This window comes from Enterobacter sp. PTB (assembly GCF_051130085.1).
Lineage (GTDB): Bacteria > Pseudomonadota > Gammaproteobacteria > Enterobacterales > Enterobacteriaceae > Enterobacter > Enterobacter ludwigii.
Window position 1 is genome coordinate 121,708 of the sequence record NZ_JBDKEE010000010.1, and the last position, 16,269, is coordinate 137,976.

At 58.4% G+C, this 16,269-nt stretch carries 14 protein-coding genes; 2 read left to right on the forward strand and 12 right to left on the reverse strand.

Features of this window, described 5'->3' with window-relative positions; translation table 11 throughout:
* Positions 1-21: 21 nt before the first annotated feature.
* Positions 22-1,041 (reverse strand): erythrose-4-phosphate dehydrogenase, encoded by a 1,020-nt coding sequence (epd, locus tag AAIR21_RS14415; protein WP_014171537.1) that lies wholly within the window; start codon positions 1,039-1,041, stop codon positions 22-24.
* Between the two features lie 382 nt (positions 1,042-1,423).
* Complete coding sequence (tkt, locus tag AAIR21_RS14420) at positions 1,424-3,415, reverse strand: transketolase (protein ID WP_183516702.1); 1,992 nt, start codon at positions 3,413-3,415, stop codon at positions 1,424-1,426.
* A gap of 272 nt (positions 3,416-3,687) precedes the next feature.
* On the opposite strand from tkt, the gene AAIR21_RS14425 reads away from it, so the two are divergent.
* Both AAIR21_RS14425 and AAIR21_RS14430 read left to right on the forward strand, forming a co-directional pair.
* Positions 3,688-4,446, forward strand: coding sequence for a M48 family metallopeptidase (locus AAIR21_RS14425; protein ID WP_020883714.1), 759 nt, complete (start codon positions 3,688-3,690; stop codon positions 4,444-4,446).
* A gap of 220 nt (positions 4,447-4,666) precedes the next feature.
* The gene (locus AAIR21_RS14430) at positions 4,667-5,935 is read left to right on the forward strand and encodes an OprD family outer membrane porin (protein WP_020883713.1); all 1,269 of its coding nucleotides are present in this window, start codon (positions 4,667-4,669) and stop codon (positions 5,933-5,935) included.
* Positions 5,936-5,994: 59 nt separating this feature from the next.
* On the opposite strand, the gene AAIR21_RS14435 is transcribed toward AAIR21_RS14430, so the two are convergent.
* The 10 genes from AAIR21_RS14435 to AAIR21_RS14480 form a co-directional block, all read right to left on the reverse strand.
* Positions 5,995-7,635: a thiamine pyrophosphate-binding protein gene (locus tag AAIR21_RS14435; protein WP_183516703.1), complete on the reverse strand. Its 1,641-nt coding sequence runs from the start codon at positions 7,633-7,635 to the stop codon at positions 5,995-5,997.
* 13 nt (positions 7,636-7,648) lie between these two features.
* Positions 7,649-9,118, reverse strand: coding sequence for an aldehyde dehydrogenase (locus AAIR21_RS14440; RefSeq protein WP_183516704.1), 1,470 nt, complete (start codon positions 9,116-9,118; stop codon positions 7,649-7,651).
* Positions 9,119-9,127: 9 nt separating this feature from the next.
* On the reverse strand, positions 9,128-9,898 hold the full coding sequence (locus AAIR21_RS14445) for an aspartate dehydrogenase (protein WP_020883712.1): 771 nt from the start codon (positions 9,896-9,898) through the stop codon (positions 9,128-9,130).
* Positions 9,899-9,907: 9 nt separating this feature from the next.
* Complete coding sequence (locus tag AAIR21_RS14450; protein WP_183516705.1) at positions 9,908-10,702, reverse strand: SDR family oxidoreductase; 795 nt, start codon at positions 10,700-10,702, stop codon at positions 9,908-9,910.
* On the reverse strand, positions 10,686-11,456 hold the full coding sequence (locus AAIR21_RS14455) for an alpha/beta fold hydrolase (protein WP_183516706.1): 771 nt from the start codon (positions 11,454-11,456) through the stop codon (positions 10,686-10,688). The genes AAIR21_RS14450 and AAIR21_RS14455 overlap by 17 nt, the downstream gene beginning before the upstream one ends.
* A gap of 9 nt (positions 11,457-11,465) precedes the next feature.
* Entirely contained in the window at positions 11,466-11,996 is a 531-nt protein-coding gene (locus AAIR21_RS14460) for a cupin domain-containing protein (protein WP_014171547.1), read from the reverse strand.
* A 10-nt stretch (positions 11,997-12,006) separates the two neighbouring features.
* Positions 12,007-13,263, reverse strand: coding sequence for an MFS transporter (locus AAIR21_RS14465; RefSeq protein WP_183516707.1), 1,257 nt, complete (start codon positions 13,261-13,263; stop codon positions 12,007-12,009).
* Positions 13,264-13,288: 25 nt separating this feature from the next.
* The gene (locus tag AAIR21_RS14470) at positions 13,289-14,476 is read right to left on the reverse strand and encodes an NAD(P)/FAD-dependent oxidoreductase (RefSeq protein ID WP_183516708.1); all 1,188 of its coding nucleotides are present in this window, start codon (positions 14,474-14,476) and stop codon (positions 13,289-13,291) included.
* Entirely contained in the window at positions 14,473-15,399 is a 927-nt protein-coding gene (locus tag AAIR21_RS14475) for a VOC family protein (protein ID WP_040018853.1), read from the reverse strand. The genes AAIR21_RS14470 and AAIR21_RS14475 overlap by 4 nt, the downstream gene beginning before the upstream one ends.
* Before the next feature lie 78 nt (positions 15,400-15,477).
* Positions 15,478-16,266 carry an IclR family transcriptional regulator gene (locus AAIR21_RS14480; protein ID WP_020883705.1) on the reverse strand — a complete coding sequence of 263 codons (789 nt, stop codon included), beginning with the start codon at positions 16,264-16,266 and terminating at the stop codon, positions 15,478-15,480.
* Positions 16,267-16,269 lie beyond the last annotated feature (3 nt).

The window sequence follows — 16,269 nt, forward strand, 5'->3', positions numbered from 1 at the left end:
TTTGCAGACGCACGATGCGTCTTACCTGAAACCTTGAGCGGCCATTGCTAACGTGGTGTCGAGCATTCGGTTAGCAAAGCCCCATTCGTTATCACACCAGACCAGCGTCTTGATAAGGTGTGCGCCACTGACGCGCGTTTGAGTGCCATCGACAATGGCGCTGTGCGGGTCGTGGTTAAAATCTACTGAGACCAACGGTAATTCCGTATAGTCAACTATACCATGAAATGCCCCCTGTGCCGCTTTTTGCAGCAACAGGTTGACTTCACAGGCTTTTACCGGTTTTTTCACCGTCACGCTCAGGTCAATTGCGGTGACGTTAATCGTCGGTACACGTACGGCAATTGCTTCAAAACGATCGTTAAACTGCGGGAAAAAACGGGTGATACCTGCCGCCAGTTTTGTGTCCACCGGAATGATTGACTGGCTCGCGGCTCGCGTGCGTCGTAAGTCCGGATGGTAGGCGTCAATCACCTGCTGATCGTGCATCGCTGAATGAATCGTGGTTACGGTGCCGGATTCAATGCCATACGCATCGTCTAACAGTTTGATGACCGGAATAATGCAGTTGGTGGTGCAGGAGGCGTTGGAAACAATGCGGTGTTCGGCTTGCAGCTCATGCTGATTCACGCCAAATACGACGGTCGCGTCGAGGTCGTTGCTGCCAGGATGGGAAAACAGGACTTTTTTCGCACCTGCTGTCAGATGCGCTTCGCCATGCTCGCGGTTACCGTATACGCCAGTACAGTCAAGTACGATATCCACACCCAGTTCACGCCACGGTAGCCCGGCAATACTGCTCTCATGCAGCACGCGGATGGCATCGTCGCCGACAAACAGCTGATCTCTTTCCTGGCGAACATCCCAGGCAAAGCGTCCGTGGCTGGTGTCATATTTCAACAAATGCGCCATGCCCGCAGCATCCGCCAGTTCGTTGATAGCCACCACGGTTATTTCCGCCCGACGCCCGGATTCATATAAAGCACGAACCACGTTACGCCCGATGCGACCGAAGCCATTAATCGCTACGCGTACGGTCATAGATCTCCTGCAAAGCTATCCCTGAGTTTGAGGTGGCTGAAAGAGTAATCCAGCTACGCCCGAAGGGGAATCCTTGCTGTCACAAACTGCGATTGATTGGTCAATTGTCGAACATTTAATCGACTGAAACGCTTCAGCTAGAATAAGCGAATCAGGGAATAAAAGGAATGTCTGTCCAGAGCAATAAGCGCGCTATATGACTTGCGTCACATTTTGGATGGAATAATTCACAGGAACGTTACATGTTTGAGGAATAGTGGACATATAAGGCGGATTGCGTGAAAAAAACAAAACGGTAACCCAAAGGTTACCGTTTAGGGTGTTTGCGCCCTCTTCTCAGTGGGAGCACGGACAGGGGCTCGCGCCCCTACCCTACAAACGATTACAGCAGTTCTTTTGCTTTCGCGACAACGTTTTCAACGGTGAAGCCGAACTCTTCGAACAGCAGCTCTGCCGGAGCAGATTCACCAAAGGTGGTCATGCCGACGATTGCACCGTTCAGGCCCACATATTTGAACCAGTAGTCAGCGATACCCGCTTCTACTGCCACGCGCGCGGTAACGGCTTTAGGCAGTACGGATTCGCGGTAGGCGTCATCCTGCTTGTCGAACGCATCGGTAGACGGCATGGAAACCACGCGCGCTTTAACGCCTTCGGCAGACAGTTTTTCCCATGCGGCAACAGCCAGCTCAACTTCAGAACCGGTCGCGATGAAGATCAGCTCTGGCTGACCCGCGCAATCTTTCAGCACGTAACCACCACGGGCGATGTTCGCCAGCTGCTCTGGAGTACGCTCCTGCTGTGCCAGGTTCTGACGGGAGAGGATCAGTGCGGTTGGACCGTCCTGACGCTCAACACCGTATTTCCACGCCACGGCGGACTCAACCTGGTCACATGGACGCCATGTGCTCATGTTTGGCGTCACGCGCAGGGAAGCCACCTGCTCTACCGGCTGGTGAGTTGGACCATCTTCGCCCAGACCGATGGAGTCGTGGGTGTAGACCATCACCTGACGCTGTTTCATCAGCGCAGCCATACGCACGGCGTTACGCGCGTACTCGACAAACATCAGGAAGGTAGAGGTGTACGGCAGGAAACCACCGTGCAGGGAGATACCGTTCGCAATCGCGGTCATACCGAATTCACGCACACCGTAGTGGATGTAGTTACCGGCAGTGTCTTCGTTGATTGCTTTAGAACCAGACCAGATTGTCAGGTTAGATGGCGCCAGGTCAGCGGAGCCGCCCAGGAATTCTGGCAGCAGCGGACCGAACGCTTCAATCGCATTCTGAGAGGCTTTACGGCTGGCGATTTTGGATGGGTTCGCCTGCAGTTTAGCAATGAACTCGTTCGCTTTGGCGTCGAAGTCAGACGGCATGTCACCCTTCATACGACGGGTAAATTCAGCCGCTTCCTGTGGGAAGGCTTTCGCATAGGCAGCGAACTTCTCGTTCCATGCGGATTCTTTCGCCTGACCCACTTCTTTAGCATCCCACTGCGCGTAAATTTCAGATGGGATTTCGAAAGCAGGATATTTCCAGCCCAGCGCTTCGCGCGTCAGAGCGATTTCCGCGTCGCCCAGTGGCGCACCGTGGGAATCGTGGGTACCCGCTTTGTTCGGAGAACCGAAACCAATGATGGTTTTGCACATCAGCAGTGACGGCTTGTCCGTCACAGCGCGCGCTTCTTCTACTGCACGTTTAATCGAGTCAGCATCGTGACCGTCAACGCCACGCACAACGTGCCAGCCGTAAGCTTCGAAACGCTTCGCGGTGTCGTCAGTGAACCAGCCTTCAACGTGACCGTCGATGGAGATGCCGTTGTCGTCATAGAACGCAACCAGTTTGCCCAGCTTCAGGGTACCTGCCAGGGAGCACACTTCGTGAGAAATGCCTTCCATCATGCAGCCGTCGCCCATGAATGCGTAGGTGAAGTGGTCAACAATGTCATGGCCTGGACGGTTGAACTGCGCGGCCAGGGTTTTCTCGGCAATCGCCATACCCACCGCGTTAGCAATACCCTGACCCAGCGGGCCGGTGGTGGTTTCTACACCTGCGGTGTAACCCACTTCCGGGTGACCTGGCGTTTTGGAGTGCAGCTGGCGGAAGTTTTTCAGCTCTTCAATTGGCAGATCGTAGCCAGTGAGGTGCAACAGGCTATAGATCAGCATTGAGCCGTGGCCATTAGACAGCACGAAACGGTCGCGGTCAGCCCAGGAAGGGTTCTGCGGGTTGTGGTTCAGGAAATCGCGCCACAGGACTTCGGCGATATCAGCCATCCCCATAGGGGCGCCCGGGTGGCCGGATTTGGCTTTCTGTACTGCGTCCATGCTCAGCGCACGAATAGCATTAGCAAGCTCTTTACGTGAGGACATTTTAACTCCAGATCGGACTGTTAAAGGCCATGCCCTTGACGACAGCGCGTTTTGGGCTACGCCGGAAAAAAGTGCCAACAATGTAACCCAAGCGGCATGTCATGTACATGGAGCATTCTTTTGCAGCTTAAGAAATCTCTGGATCATGCTCGCATGTTGCGCAATCTGCTCGCCCGGCCCCGTAGATATTCCTTATACTTAGCCCGACCCCGGCTTCGTTGCCGGTGCACTTTTCAGATTTTATTCAGATTAACGAGTACGGAAGCGACATCATGAAAATGCGTGCAATAGTGCTGGCCCTGGGTACAACGCTCCTGCTGAGCGGCTGTCAGAATATGGATTCTAACGGCCTGATGTCCTCAGGCGCAGAAGCCTTTCAGGCCTACTCCCTGAGCGACGCACAGGTTAAAGCGCTGAGCGACCAGGCCTGTAAAGATATGGACGGAAAAGCCACGCTTGCCCCGGCCAATAGTACCTACACGCAGCGTCTGAATAAGATAGCCTCCGCGCTGGGTGATAACATTAATGGCCAGCCGGTGAACTATAAGGTGTACATGGCCAAAGATGTAAACGCCTTCGCGATGGCGAACGGCTGCATCCGCGTTTACAGCGGGCTGATGGATATGATGACCGACAACGAAGTTGAAGCGGTTATCGGCCATGAAATGGGCCACGTTGCACTTGGCCACGTGAAGAAAGGCATGCAGGTTGCGTTAGGCACTAACGCCATCCGCGCCGCGGCGGCGTCTACGGGCGGTATCGTCGGCAGCCTGTCACAGTCGCAGCTTGGCGATGTGGGTGAAAAGCTGGTTAACTCTCAGTTCTCGCAGCGTCAGGAATCCGAAGCGGATGACTACTCCTACGATCTGTTGCGCAAACGCGGCATTAATCCATCAGGTTTAGCCACCAGCTTCGAAAAACTGGCCAAACTGGAAGCCGGTCGCCAGAGTTCTATGTTTGATGACCACCCGGCGTCAGAAGAGCGCGCACAGCATATTCGCGACCGTATGGCCGCAGACGGAATTAAATAATTCGAAAGGAGGCATATTTGCCTCCTTTTTATTTCGCATGAATTGTTAATTTAACCGCACATATCGGTAATAGCGCTTGAGTACCTTTCTAAGCCGCGCAAACACTGGCTTATTGCCCTGAAACGTCTCGTCACATAATTATTGCAATCATTTACCATTCGGGTAATTATCGAGCTCGCAGTAATTCAATTTACAATATTAAGACAGAGACGTTCCCTCCGTGAAAAAAGAATTATCATTAATTGCGTTAAGTTTATTCGCCGCATTACCCGCCGTTGCAAGCCAGCAATCCGACAGCAAAGGGTTTGTTGACGACAGCCATTTAGATCTGTTTTTACGCAATGCGTATATCAGCCGTGATTATCATCAGGGCCAGCAGGACAAAGCCGAATGGGGTCAGGGTATCGTTGCCACGTTTGAATCCGGCTATACCGAAGGGCTGGTTGGCTTTGGTGTGGACGGCATTGCCCAGTATGGCGTGCGTCTGGACGGCGGTCGTGGAAAGAGCGGCGCGGGCGGCATTGACTTCTTTAAACAGGAAGACGATGGCCGGGCTAAATCCGATCTGGCGAAATTTGGCGCCACAGCAAAAATGCGTATTTCCAATACCGTGCTGAGCTACGGTAACCAGCGTCCGGAATTACCGATTGTTAATGCCGACAATTCCCGTCTGCTGTTTGAAAGCTTTACCGGCACCATGCTGACCTCAAAAGAGATCGCGGGTCTGGAAGTGAACGCCGGTTACTTCACCGATGAGCAGCGCAAAAGTGACGACCGTCACGACAGCGGCCTGAAGAGCCTCTCCTTCGGCGGTGCGAGCTACCAGTTCAACGACCAGTTCAGCGGTGCGCTGTATGCCTCTCATGTGGAAGAGGTGATGAACAAGCAGTACCTGGGAATGAACTTCAAACAGCCGTTCAGCACCGGGCAACAGCTGGTGCTCGATTTCAACGGCTATAACTCACGCCTGGATCAGCGCTACGCAGACAGCCTTGATACCGGACGCAGCAATAGCATCTGGAGCCTGGCGGCAAGCTACATCTGGGATATTCATACCTTCAAGGTGGCGTATCAGCAGAGCAGCGGCAGCACCGGCTATCACTATGGCAGCTATCGCGATCAGGGTGGCGTAGGTGACGGCGGCAATACCATCTGGCTGGCGAACTCTTACTGGTCTGATTTCAACGGCGAAGATGAGCGCTCATGGCAGGCTTCTTACGCACTGGACTTCGGCGGTCTGGGTTTACCGGGCCTGAGCTGGACCACAGCTTACGTGCGTGGCGACAATATCAAGACCTCTGAAACCAGCAACGGTAAAGAGCATGAGTGGTTTAACCAGATCCAGTATCAGGTGCAGGACGGCCCGGCTAAAGATCTGAAACTGAAACTCCGTTACTCCGTCCTGCGCGTGTCCAGCAACGCCAGCGACTATAACGTGGGCGGGGATGAGATCCGCGCGTACGTGGAATACCCGTTTAACGTGTTCTGATTAAGCCCCTCACCCGCCCTTCTCCCTAAGGGAGAGGGCGGAAGTGAGGGTAAACACGCTTAGTACAACGTCTTCTGCGGCGGCCCGGCAAACTTCAGCGCGCCAATCTGTCCCATCCGCACTTCCACTACCGACGGTCCTGGCATGGCAAGCGCTTCGTTCATCACCGCGTCAAAATCCTCCGCCCGTTCGACGCTCCACGCCTGTAACCCCATCGCATGCGCCAGCTGCGTAAAGTCCGGGGTATGCAGCTCGTTATAATACTGACGCCCGCCGAAATACTTATCCTGAATGCCGCGCATGACGCCGTAACCGCCGTCATTCATCACCAGCAGCGTCACGTTGGCCTTCTCCTGCGCCAGCGTTGCCATCTCGCCCAGATTCAGGCTTACGCCACCATCGCCCACCAGCCCCACCACTTTGCGTTGCGGGTTGGCAATCGCCGTGCCAATCGCCATCGGTAGCCCCATGCCGATGGCGCCTGCCAGCGAGTGAATGTTCATCAGCGGTCCGTTGGCGCGGAACAAACGGCTGCCCCACAGGCTTCCGGATACGGTGATATCACGGACCAGCAGGCCATCTTGCGGCAGCGCGTTCTCGATGGCGTCGTTGAGCTTCGCATAAGCACCGCACTGCTCACGCAGTCCCGCAACGGCTTTCGCCAGCGCCTGCTGCACCTGTGTATCCCACTGTGCATCGCCCCATTCACGCCCCTGAGTTTTAGCCGCCAGCGCGGTTAACAGCGCCGCGCAGTCGGCCACAAGGGTTGTGTCCATCAGATAGTTGCGGCTCGCCGCCGCGGGGTCGATATCAATCTGGACGCGGGGATGCGGTAATTCAAGCGTCCACGAGCGGGTTTCGTTGCTGCGCAGGCGTGAGCCAGCGACCAGCGTAAAGTCGCACTGGGCAATCAACGCCTCAACTGACGGCGAGTTATGAAACGCCCGCAGGCTGGCGCGATGGCTGTCCGGCAGCACGCCGCGCGCGTGGGTGCTGGAGATAACCGTCACTCCCGCATCCGCCAGTTTTTTTACCGCATCAGCGCTACCGAGCGCTCCGCCCCCCAGCCACAGCAGCGGCTGTCTGGCCTGTTTAAGCTGCGCCCACAGCGTGTCGACCACTGCCGTATCAACCGCAGAAACCGACGTCGGTTTCACCGGAGCGGTGATCAGCGACACGGGGATTTTCGCCCCCTGAATATCAATCGGGATCTCCACGGAGACCGGCCCGCACGGCGGAGTTTGCGCCTCCTGAATGGCCTTGTGAAGGATCGCTATCGCCTGGTTTGCATTGCTAATGCGGTATGCCCGTTTTGAGCTGGCCTTCAGGAAGGTCAGCTGGTCGCGGGTTTCGTGGATAAAACCGGTGTCGGCATCCAGCCAGGCTTTTTCCACCTGACCGGTGATGTGCAGCAGCGGCGTGCAGGCATTCATGGCTTCCACCAGCGCGCCGACGGCGTTACCCGCCCCGGCGCCGGTACTGGTCAGCGCCACACCGAGCCCGGAAAAACGGCCGTGGGCATCGGCCATGGTGACCGACCCCGCTTCGCCACGTGCGGGCACAAAGCGAATATTCCCGCGCTGCCCTACCGCATCGGCGATGGGTAAATTGTGGATGGAGATGACGCCGTAGATGGCCTCAACCTGATACTGCTCCAGCGTTCTGGCGATGGCGTCGCCGACGGTTATCATTTCGCTCATTACTCACCCTTTCTCAGTCGCACCAGTGGTTGACGCTATTACCCGTCGCCAGATAAATGCTCTTTTGCTGCATCCAGGCTTTCAGCCCCTGAATGCCCTTTTCGCGGCCCAGACCGCTCTCTTTAAAGCCCCCGAACGGGGTCGAAATTGCAAACACTTTGTAGGTGTTTATCCACACCGTGCCCGCTTCAAGCTGCTCGCTCAGGCGCAGGGCGCGCCCGGTATCCCGCGTCCAGATCCCGGCAGCCAGGCCATAAACGGAGTCATTCGCCTCACGGATCAACGCGGCTTCATCGCTAAAAGGCATCGCCACCAGCACCGGGCCGAAGATCTCCTCCTGACAGGCGCGCGCGCTGTTGGTCAGGCCTTCAATGATGGTGGGCTGGAAGTAACTGCCGTTTGCCAGCAGTGGATCGGCAGGACTCTCCCCGCCACACAGCACGCGGCCCCCTTCACGCTTTGCCAGTTCAACGTAAGCCTGCACGCTCTGGCGGTGCGCGTCGTTAATCAGCGGTCCCACATGGGTGCCGTCGGTAAAGGGATGCCCGACCCGCAGGCCGCGCGTTAATTCGAGCAGCCTCGCCATCAGTGGGGCGTAAAGGCGCTCATGGATAAAAAGTCGCGAACCGGCAATACAGGCCTGACCCGCCGAGCTGAAAATGCCGTAGCAGATCCCGCGCGCAGCCAGCTCAACGTCGGCATCTTCCAGCACAATGGTCGGGGATTTACCGCCCAGTTCCAGCGAGGCCGGGATCAATTTTTCCGCCGCCACGTGCGCCAGATGACGGCCCGTGGTGGTGCCACCGGTAAAGGAGATTTTTCGCACTTTCGGGTGACGCGCCAGCGCATCGCCAATCACCGAGCCTTTGCCCGGCAGCACGCTCAGCAGCCCGGCGGGTAAGCCTGCCTGATCAAAAATACGCGCCAGCTCCAGCGCCATCAGCGGGGTGGCTTCGGCTGGTTTGAGAACCACCGCGTTACCGGCAGCAATGGCCGGCGCCACTTTCTGCATTTCGCTGGCAATGGGGGAATTCCAGGGCGTGATAGCCGCCACCACGCCGAGCGGTTCATATCGGCTGAGGGTAAGCACATCAGGCTGGCGTGGGGTCGGCAGTTCACCTTCCAGCAGCTCGCAGGCAGCGGCAAAATAACGCGCCGTGCCTGCCGCGCTCATCACCAGCCCCCGCGCTTCCGCCAGCGGTTTACCGTTGTCGCGACTCTGCATGCGGGCCAGTTCATCGACGCGGGATTCGATCAGATCCGCCACCTTATGCAGGATCTTCGCACGCGTATGCGGCAGGCTGTTACGCCAGGCAGGATCGCGCCACGCGCGCTCTCCGGCGTCGATAGCCTCCTGCAGATCGTCCAGGCTTGCCGCGTGGAGCGTGGCGTTCACCGCACCGTCTGCCGGGAAATGGCTCTGCATCAGGTTACCACCGCCACGCCGCCAGTTGCCGCCAATGAAAATGTTAAGATCGTCCATCGTCGCTCCTCAGCGCTGCGTCAGTTCACGGCAGGCGCGAACCGCGCTGAGTGCCGCCAGGGTGGAGGTTTTGGGGTTGCTGGCAAGCGGTAGCCCGCTCAGCTCCAGATGGAACTCGCCAAACATCCCTTCGACGTGCAGCGTGTGGGTATTGCGTTGAGTGGCCGGGTCCACCATCAGTTGCACGCGGGTATCATCCATCCCCACGCCGCCAAGTGCCACGGTCGCCGCCACGTTGGCGTTGGCCGGAAACAGTCGTGCAGCTTCACGTGCGCTGCCTTCAAAGAAGATCTGCGCCTCGGACACGGCGTTAAGATCGATAAGCTGCTCGGCATAGCTGCCGCGCCAGCTGGCCGGGCTTTTACGCGACTGGTAGGTCACCTTCTCAAGCCCGCCCTCTTTTGCTGCTGCCAGGCCATCAATGCCCGCCACCGCACCGGAGAGCAACGTCAGCTTTCCGCCTGCGTTAAGCAGACGCTGTTCCAGCGCGCTGTCTGCCAGCGCGCCGGTGGAGATCACCGCCAGATGCCATCCACGGCGTAAAATCGCTTCCCCGTACTGCGCCACCGCCTGCTGGCTGGCACATTCCAGCACCAGATCGGGAGTATCCGTACATAATGCGGGCGAGGTCAGTGCCACCACCGCATCGCCAAACTGCTGGCGAATCGCGGCATGATGCGTCTCGCGCGCCACGATCCAGCCGATGGCAACCTGCTCGGGCAGACGCTCAATGACCGCCTGCGCCATGGCACCGTAGCCGATTAACATGATTTTTTTCATGATGTGTCCTTACAGATGACGGCAGAAGCCGCCGGAAACGTCCAGCGCCGCACCGGTGGTAAACGAAGCCAGCGGCGACGCGAGGAACAGCAGAGCCTGCGCAGGCTCCTGCGGCTTACCGAGACGCGCCATCGGAATGCCGCGTTTGCGGGCGATATCCGCCGTCCACTGCGGCCAACTCTGACTTTTATCCGACCGGTTCTCAAAGCGACGCCGCCACTGGCCGGATTCCACCATGCCAAGCAAAATGGAATTCACGCGGATGCCCTTACTCACCAGCTCTTTCGAGAGCGTGAGCGTCATGTTGAGCAGCGCGGCACGTGCTGCGGAGGTGGCAATCATGTGTTCCTCTGGCTGCAGCGCCAGCAGCGAGTTCACGCAGGTAATGGAGGCAATGTCCGATTGCTCCAGCTGCGTCTGAAAAGCCTGCACGGGGTTAATCACCCCAAACAGTTTCAGTTCGGCTTCATGCAGCCAGGCCTCGCGCGGGGTGTCATTGAAGTGCGCCACATACCCCTGTCCGGCGTTATTAATCAGCAAGTCTGTCCCGCCAAAGCGGGACTTAACGGCCTGGGCAAAGGTCTGAACCTGGTCTGCGTCCAGCACGTCGCAGCGGTGAGAGAAAATCTCGCCATCAGGGAATTCGTTTTGCAGCGACGCATGCGCGCTGGCAAGCCGGTCCGGGTCGCGGCCACAGAACGCCACTTTTGCCCCCTCGCCCAGCAGCAAGCGCAGTGTTTCAAAACCAATGCCAGAAGAACCGCCGGTGACTACCGCTACGCGCCCGTCAATTTGTGCATTCATCGCGCACCTCTTCGTTGATACGTAAAAGCTGTTGATTAAAAAACGCGTCGTTATCGAGATAGCTGGCGTGCCCGGCCAGGGGAATCGCGGTAAACGGCATGCCGTAACGTAGCGCCAGCCCCTGAACCAGCTCAGGCTGGGTAATGGCGTCCTGCTCGCCGCACCAGACTTCAAAGTCACCGGCGTAACGCTTCAGCCAGCCGTGAATATCGTCATGTGCCAGCATCCATGCGGCAGCGAGGTAGCCTTCCGGGCGCAGTTTGCGCATGCCCGCCGCAACGGTGGCAATATCGTCCTCACGCGCGCCCGGGCGTAATAATTTAGCGGCCCGGGTTTGCGCCAGGGTCTCGCCCCCAAGCGCCATCTGCTGCTCCCGGTTACGCCAGACCTGTTCGCGCTGAGCCGGCTCGGCCTGGCCGTAACCCTGCGCGGCATCGGCCAGTACCAGATGCAGTACGCGTTCGGGATACTTCGCCGCAAAGGCGCTTGCCACCAGGGCCCCAAGCGAATGCCCGACCAGAACGACCTGCCAGACGCCCGCGCGATCCAGCATGGCCGCCAGCGCGTCGGCGTAATCCCCCGCGTTGGCGCGCTCAACCGCCAGCATCGGGCTTTCGCCATAACCGGGCATGTCCCACGCCAGCACGCGAAAACCGTTCAGCGCCATCTGTTTATGCCAGGAGGCAGCACCGGAGCTGATGCCGTGGAGCAGCATCAGCGGGATGCCGCTTCCCTGTTCACGAAAGCCCGTCATCGCGCCCCCTTAGTTCCGCTTCACTTTCGACAGCGGGTGATCGGCCGGATAGGTCGGGATTTCCGGCTTGTTGGTGCCGAGCATCACGCACATCAGCGCCTCTTCTTCACCATGATTGAACAGACCGCGATAGATGCCCGGCGGAACGGAGATCAGATCGCGTTCGCGCAGCACGGTTTCGGTGTAGTGATCGCCGTCCTGGATCATCAGCGTGATCTGCCCTTTAAGCATGAAGAACACCTCTTCCACGTCGTCATGCAGATGCAATGGTCCCTCGCACTTCGACGGCAGCACCATGGTGGAGAAGGTAAAGTGCTCAGCCGGCACGGTATTGGTATCGCTTGCCACACCCGTTGCCCCAGTACCGATGTAGCGCATCTGCGCACGGCGGTATTTAGGATCGAAATCGGCCTGGAACTTCAGCGCGTTCCAGTCATATTTACGCCCTTCAAAGCGCGCAATGCGCGACTCGACCCACTCTTCCATGGTCAGATGGTCAGGTTTAATGCCTGGTTTTGCAGTTACGGTTGAATCAGTCATGACACTCTCCTCAGTAACGTCTCAGCAGCGGCAGTAACAGGACGCAGCCCACCGCCGCCATCACCGCCAGAAAAATCAGCCCGGAATCCATGCTGTGGGTGAAGGCGATCAACGCGCCCATCACCGCCGGCGACAGCGCGCCCGCAAAGTTTCCCAGCCCGTTGAAAATACCGCCCGCCGTCGCGCTCACCCGGGGATGGGTAGCCTTCGCCAGCAGTGCGAAAATGTTCGGCGCACCGGTGCCCCACATAAAGGTGCTAAAGCTCATCGCCGCGATAACGGCCAGCGGGGTATCAAGATGCATGACCGCCGTCAGGCCTAACCCCGCGCCAGCCATCGAGATAAAGCAGGCCGCCGCGCGTTTATCGACCCGGTCAGAAAGCCATGCGCCAATCACCTCACCCGCCAGCATGGCGATAAACGGCATCGACGACAGCCAGCCCGCGTGTTCAAGATGAATGCCTTTCCCTTTAATCAGGTAGCCCGGCAGCCAGCCGTTGATCCCCCACAGGTAGGTGAGAAACGCGATGTTAAAGATGCAGATAATCCAGAAGTGCGGACTGACAAACAGCTCGCGCCGCGCGGCACGTCGTTCCTCCTGTGATTCGCGATCCGCAGCCGGTTTGGCACCCAGACGGATCCCGCGCAGGCCAATGCGCACGAACACCAGCACCGGCACGGTGAGCATCGCCATCACAAAGAAGGTGCTCTGCCAGCCGAAGGCATTCAGCAGCCAGATAGAGAGAGGGAAACCAATCGCCGCGCCTACCGGGGTACCCAGCAGCCACAACATGGTGGCTCGCGCCTGCAGATGCTGCGGGAAGTTATGCCGCACAATGGCAAACGCCAGCGGAAACAGCGGCCCTTCTGCCACGCCCAGCAAAATGCGCAGGACGATCATGACCGTGTAGTTATGGGTAAACCCCATGGCTACCATCAGCACGCACCACACCACCATCATGCCGGTGAGCAGGCGAAGCGGTGCAATCTTGTCCCCCAGTCCGCTTAAAAAGACCGATGAGAAGCCGTAGCTCAGCAGGAAGGCGCTCATCAGAATGCCGAGGCGCGTGGTGTCAAAATCAATGCCCATCGCCTGCTGAAAATGGCTGTCGGAAAAGAGCGCCGCAATGCTGATTTTGTCGAAAAATGCCAGCAGCACGCAGGCCAGCAATGACAGCGGGATGGCCCAGCGCACCGCTTTTTCGGGCGTGCGGGTGCCCTCACCGCTTGCCTCAACCGGCGCGGTGTTAGTCTCAAATGTGGTCATGTCTCCCCCTACGGGTGCGGGTTAGCTATCGCAATGACATCAGTGAAAAAGTCGGGTCAGCCAGCGGCACATCGGACAGATCCCTTCCGGCAGCCATCCAGCGCTTCGCCAGCTTGACGGTACGCGCATCGTTGAACGCCACCAGCTGGGTCAACCGTCCGTTTTCATCCAGTGAGAAAAACAGCGCATTATCCCGGGCAAGGGTTGTGCAGCCGGCCTGCGGAATACCGAGGATCTGAATGTTGTGCTGGTATTGATCCGACCACAGCCACGGCGCGTCGTCATAGCCGGGGGCATCGGGATTGAGCATCGCCTTTGCCGTGGCAACCGCCTGATTCTGGGCAAAGGCCCACGACTGAATACACAGCCCATAGTGATGGTGCTGGGCCACATCACCGGCAGCAAAAATAAACGGATCCGACGTTCGCCCCTGAGCGTCCACCACGATCCCGCGCTCAGTCTGCAGACCCGCATCGCGCGCCAGCTCCAGATTGAGATCAACACCGATCCCGACGACCACGGCATCAAAGGTTTCACGCTTGCCGTCACAGTGAATGACCGGCAGACCATTGTTATCTTCCAGCTCCAGCGTTCCGCAGCCGGTGCGGATATCCACGCCCTGTTCGCGGTGAAGTGTTTCCAGCTGCTGCGATACCTCGGCACTCACCGAACGCATGCACAGCGCGGGCTGCTGCTCAAACAGCGTCACGTCGACGCCACATTTACGCGCGGAGGCCGCAATCTCCAGGCCAATCCAGCCTCCGCCGATAATCGCCAGGTTTTGACTCTCTGCCAGGCGCGCCTTCAGCCGCTGTGCGTCCTGCCAGTGGCGCAGGGTATAGACCTGCGGGTGGGCCGCCCACGCGTCGCCCGGCAGACGCGCCCGACCACCGGTAGCGATTAAAAGAATGTTGTAACTAAGGCATTCACCGTTGCTTAAGCGCACCGTTTTCGCGTGACGATCGAGAGATTCCGCGCGCACCGGCCGGCGCCATGTCAGGTTCAATGCCTGTTGCGCCGCTTCAGGAAAGAGACGCGGTAGCGGCGCGTCCGGCTCCAGTAACGCAGCCTTGGACAGCGGCGGGCGTTCGTAGAAATCCCACGCCTCTTCCGCCACGACGCAAATCTCGCCGTCGAAGCCTTCGTCACGCAGGGTTTTCGCCGCCCAGCCACCTGCCTGACCGCCGCCAATAATGACAATGCGCGAGGTCATACCGCCTCCGGCTTTTTCTGCTGACGGCGCGTGTCGTGGTCAATCCCACCCTCTACCGCCCACTCGGTGAACGACACCAGCGAATGTTCCAGCTCGCGCGGCTGCCAGTTTTCGGTGAGGTAATCATCGTTGGTGTAGTATTCAAACGCCCCGCCGGTTGGGCTGTTGACGTACCAGAAATAGGCCGAGGAGACCGGATGACGCCCCGGGCCAATAAAGGTGCTCCAGGCGTTTTTGTTCATCGCTATCCCACCGCCGATCACCTCGTGAATGTCGCGTACGGTAAAGGCCACGTGGTTCAGACCCCGCTTACGGTTAGGCAGCTGAAGAAGGAACAGGTTGTGATGCCCGCCGCGCACGCCACAGCGCAGGAACACCGCACGGTTGATGTAGCGGTCAGACACCTGAAACCCAAGCACCTCACGGTAGAACGTCTCCACCGCCGCCAGCTCCTCCACGAAGAACACCACGTGGCCCACGTTAATAGGCTGGGCACGATCGTAGACCGGGCTTGGCGTGTCGATACGGCGGGCATCGCCCCACTGGTTAATCGGCTCGACGTTCAGCTCCACCGGCACCTGATGGCTGACCTGTACGCGCAGGGTCATGCCGTTCGGATCGCGGCACTCCAGCGCGTCGCCCACCTCACGAAAACCGGGCTGCTTCTCAAGCTTCGGGCGCAGCGCCTCCAGATCGTCCCGGGTGGCGACTGCCCAGGTCATCCGGCGCAACGTATTTCCTGCTTCAAACGCTGGCGGCAGGTCAGGGCTGTCGACAGGATTAAGCTCCACGCGCGCGCCGCTCAGGGTAGTAAAACGCTGGCCGCTGGCATCGCCCGTCAGGCCAAAATCACGCATAAATTTGGCGCAGTGCGTCAGGTTTTCGACGCCAAATTCCAGCTTTTCAATTCCGGTTATACACATCGTTCGTTGCCTCGTCTGGCCCAGATTGGGCGTAAAACATGCCCGACGCAATGAAGCGCCTGGCGTTAACCTGATGATTTAACTGGCCTGTGACAAATACCCTAAGAAGCCAGAAATTTTATCCGCCGCCATGCGGACATCGTTTTGCAGGCGCTCGCGATCGGTCTGCGGGATCTCCTCCGAAGGCACCAGAATGCTCACCACGGCCGCCACCCTTCCGCTGCGGTCATACACCGGATAAACGATGGAGGAGATGCCATGACGGAAGAAGGATTCGCCGATCACATAGCCGCGTGCTTTGTCCTGCTGCACCATCTGCCACAACGCTTCACGGTCGTGGATCTGGCCCGGCGTGTTGCCCGGCAGACGCTCGTGCGGGAACAGCTGTTCGAAATCGGCTCGCGAAATATCGGTCAGCAGCATGCGCCCCAGCGACGTGCAGTGCACCGGCAAACGGGTACCAATGCTCACCTGATTGATGCGAGAACCGGCGGCGCTGACGCGGGCGATATAGATGATGTCGCGCCCGTCACGGATCGCCAGATGACTGCTGCACTGGCTGACGTCACGCAGCTGCTCGATGACCGGCTGACCGACCTGCGCCACATCCAGTGAGGCGATGTATTCAAAGCCCAGACGCAGGACGTTCATGCCAAGCGAGAAGGTATTGGTTCGCGTGTTGCGCTCCAGAAAACCCATGTATTCCAGCGTTTGTACCACGCGGTAGGCGGTGGCTTTCGGCATATCGACCAGCCTGTGCAGCTCGGCAAAGGTCAGTTCACGGTGCTGCTCGCCAAAAGCCAGCAGCAGCTGTAAGCCTCGCTCCAGCCCCGGCACCAGGTACTTCACTTCGTGATCGCTTGCCATATT

What these genes read in the sequence shown, in the direction of transcription:
- AAIR21_RS14475 (WP_040018853.1), bottom strand. Translation starts at nt 15,399, where the DNA reads ATGTGTATAACCGGAATTGAAAAGCTGGAATTTGGCGTCGAAAACCTG.
- AAIR21_RS14445 (WP_020883712.1), bottom strand. Translation starts at nt 9,898, where the DNA reads ATGAAAAAAATCATGTTAATCGGCTACGGTGCCATGGCGCAGGCGGTC.
- AAIR21_RS14425 (WP_020883714.1), top strand. Translation starts at nt 3,688, where the DNA reads ATGAAAATGCGTGCAATAGTGCTGGCCCTGGGTACAACGCTCCTGCTG.
- AAIR21_RS14455 (WP_183516706.1), bottom strand. Translation starts at nt 11,456, where the DNA reads ATGACGGGCTTTCGTGAACAGGGAAGCGGCATCCCGCTGATGCTGCTC.
- AAIR21_RS14465 (WP_183516707.1), bottom strand. Translation starts at nt 13,263, where the DNA reads ATGACCACATTTGAGACTAACACCGCGCCGGTTGAGGCAAGCGGTGAG.
- AAIR21_RS14460 (WP_014171547.1), bottom strand. Translation starts at nt 11,996, where the DNA reads ATGACTGATTCAACCGTAACTGCAAAACCAGGCATTAAACCTGACCAT.
- epd (WP_014171537.1), bottom strand. Translation starts at nt 1,041, where the DNA reads ATGACCGTACGCGTAGCGATTAATGGCTTCGGTCGCATCGGGCGTAAC.
- tkt (WP_183516702.1), bottom strand. Translation starts at nt 3,415, where the DNA reads ATGTCCTCACGTAAAGAGCTTGCTAATGCTATTCGTGCGCTGAGCATG.
- AAIR21_RS14470 (WP_183516708.1), bottom strand. Translation starts at nt 14,476, where the DNA reads ATGACCTCGCGCATTGTCATTATTGGCGGCGGTCAGGCAGGTGGCTGG.
- AAIR21_RS14440 (WP_183516704.1), bottom strand. Translation starts at nt 9,118, where the DNA reads ATGGACGATCTTAACATTTTCATTGGCGGCAACTGGCGGCGTGGCGGT.
- AAIR21_RS14450 (WP_183516705.1), bottom strand. Translation starts at nt 10,702, where the DNA reads ATGAATGCACAAATTGACGGGCGCGTAGCGGTAGTCACCGGCGGTTCT.
- AAIR21_RS14480 (WP_020883705.1), bottom strand. Translation starts at nt 16,266, where the DNA reads ATGGCAAGCGATCACGAAGTGAAGTACCTGGTGCCGGGGCTGGAGCGA.
- AAIR21_RS14435 (WP_183516703.1), bottom strand. Translation starts at nt 7,635, where the DNA reads ATGAGCGAAATGATAACCGTCGGCGACGCCATCGCCAGAACGCTGGAG.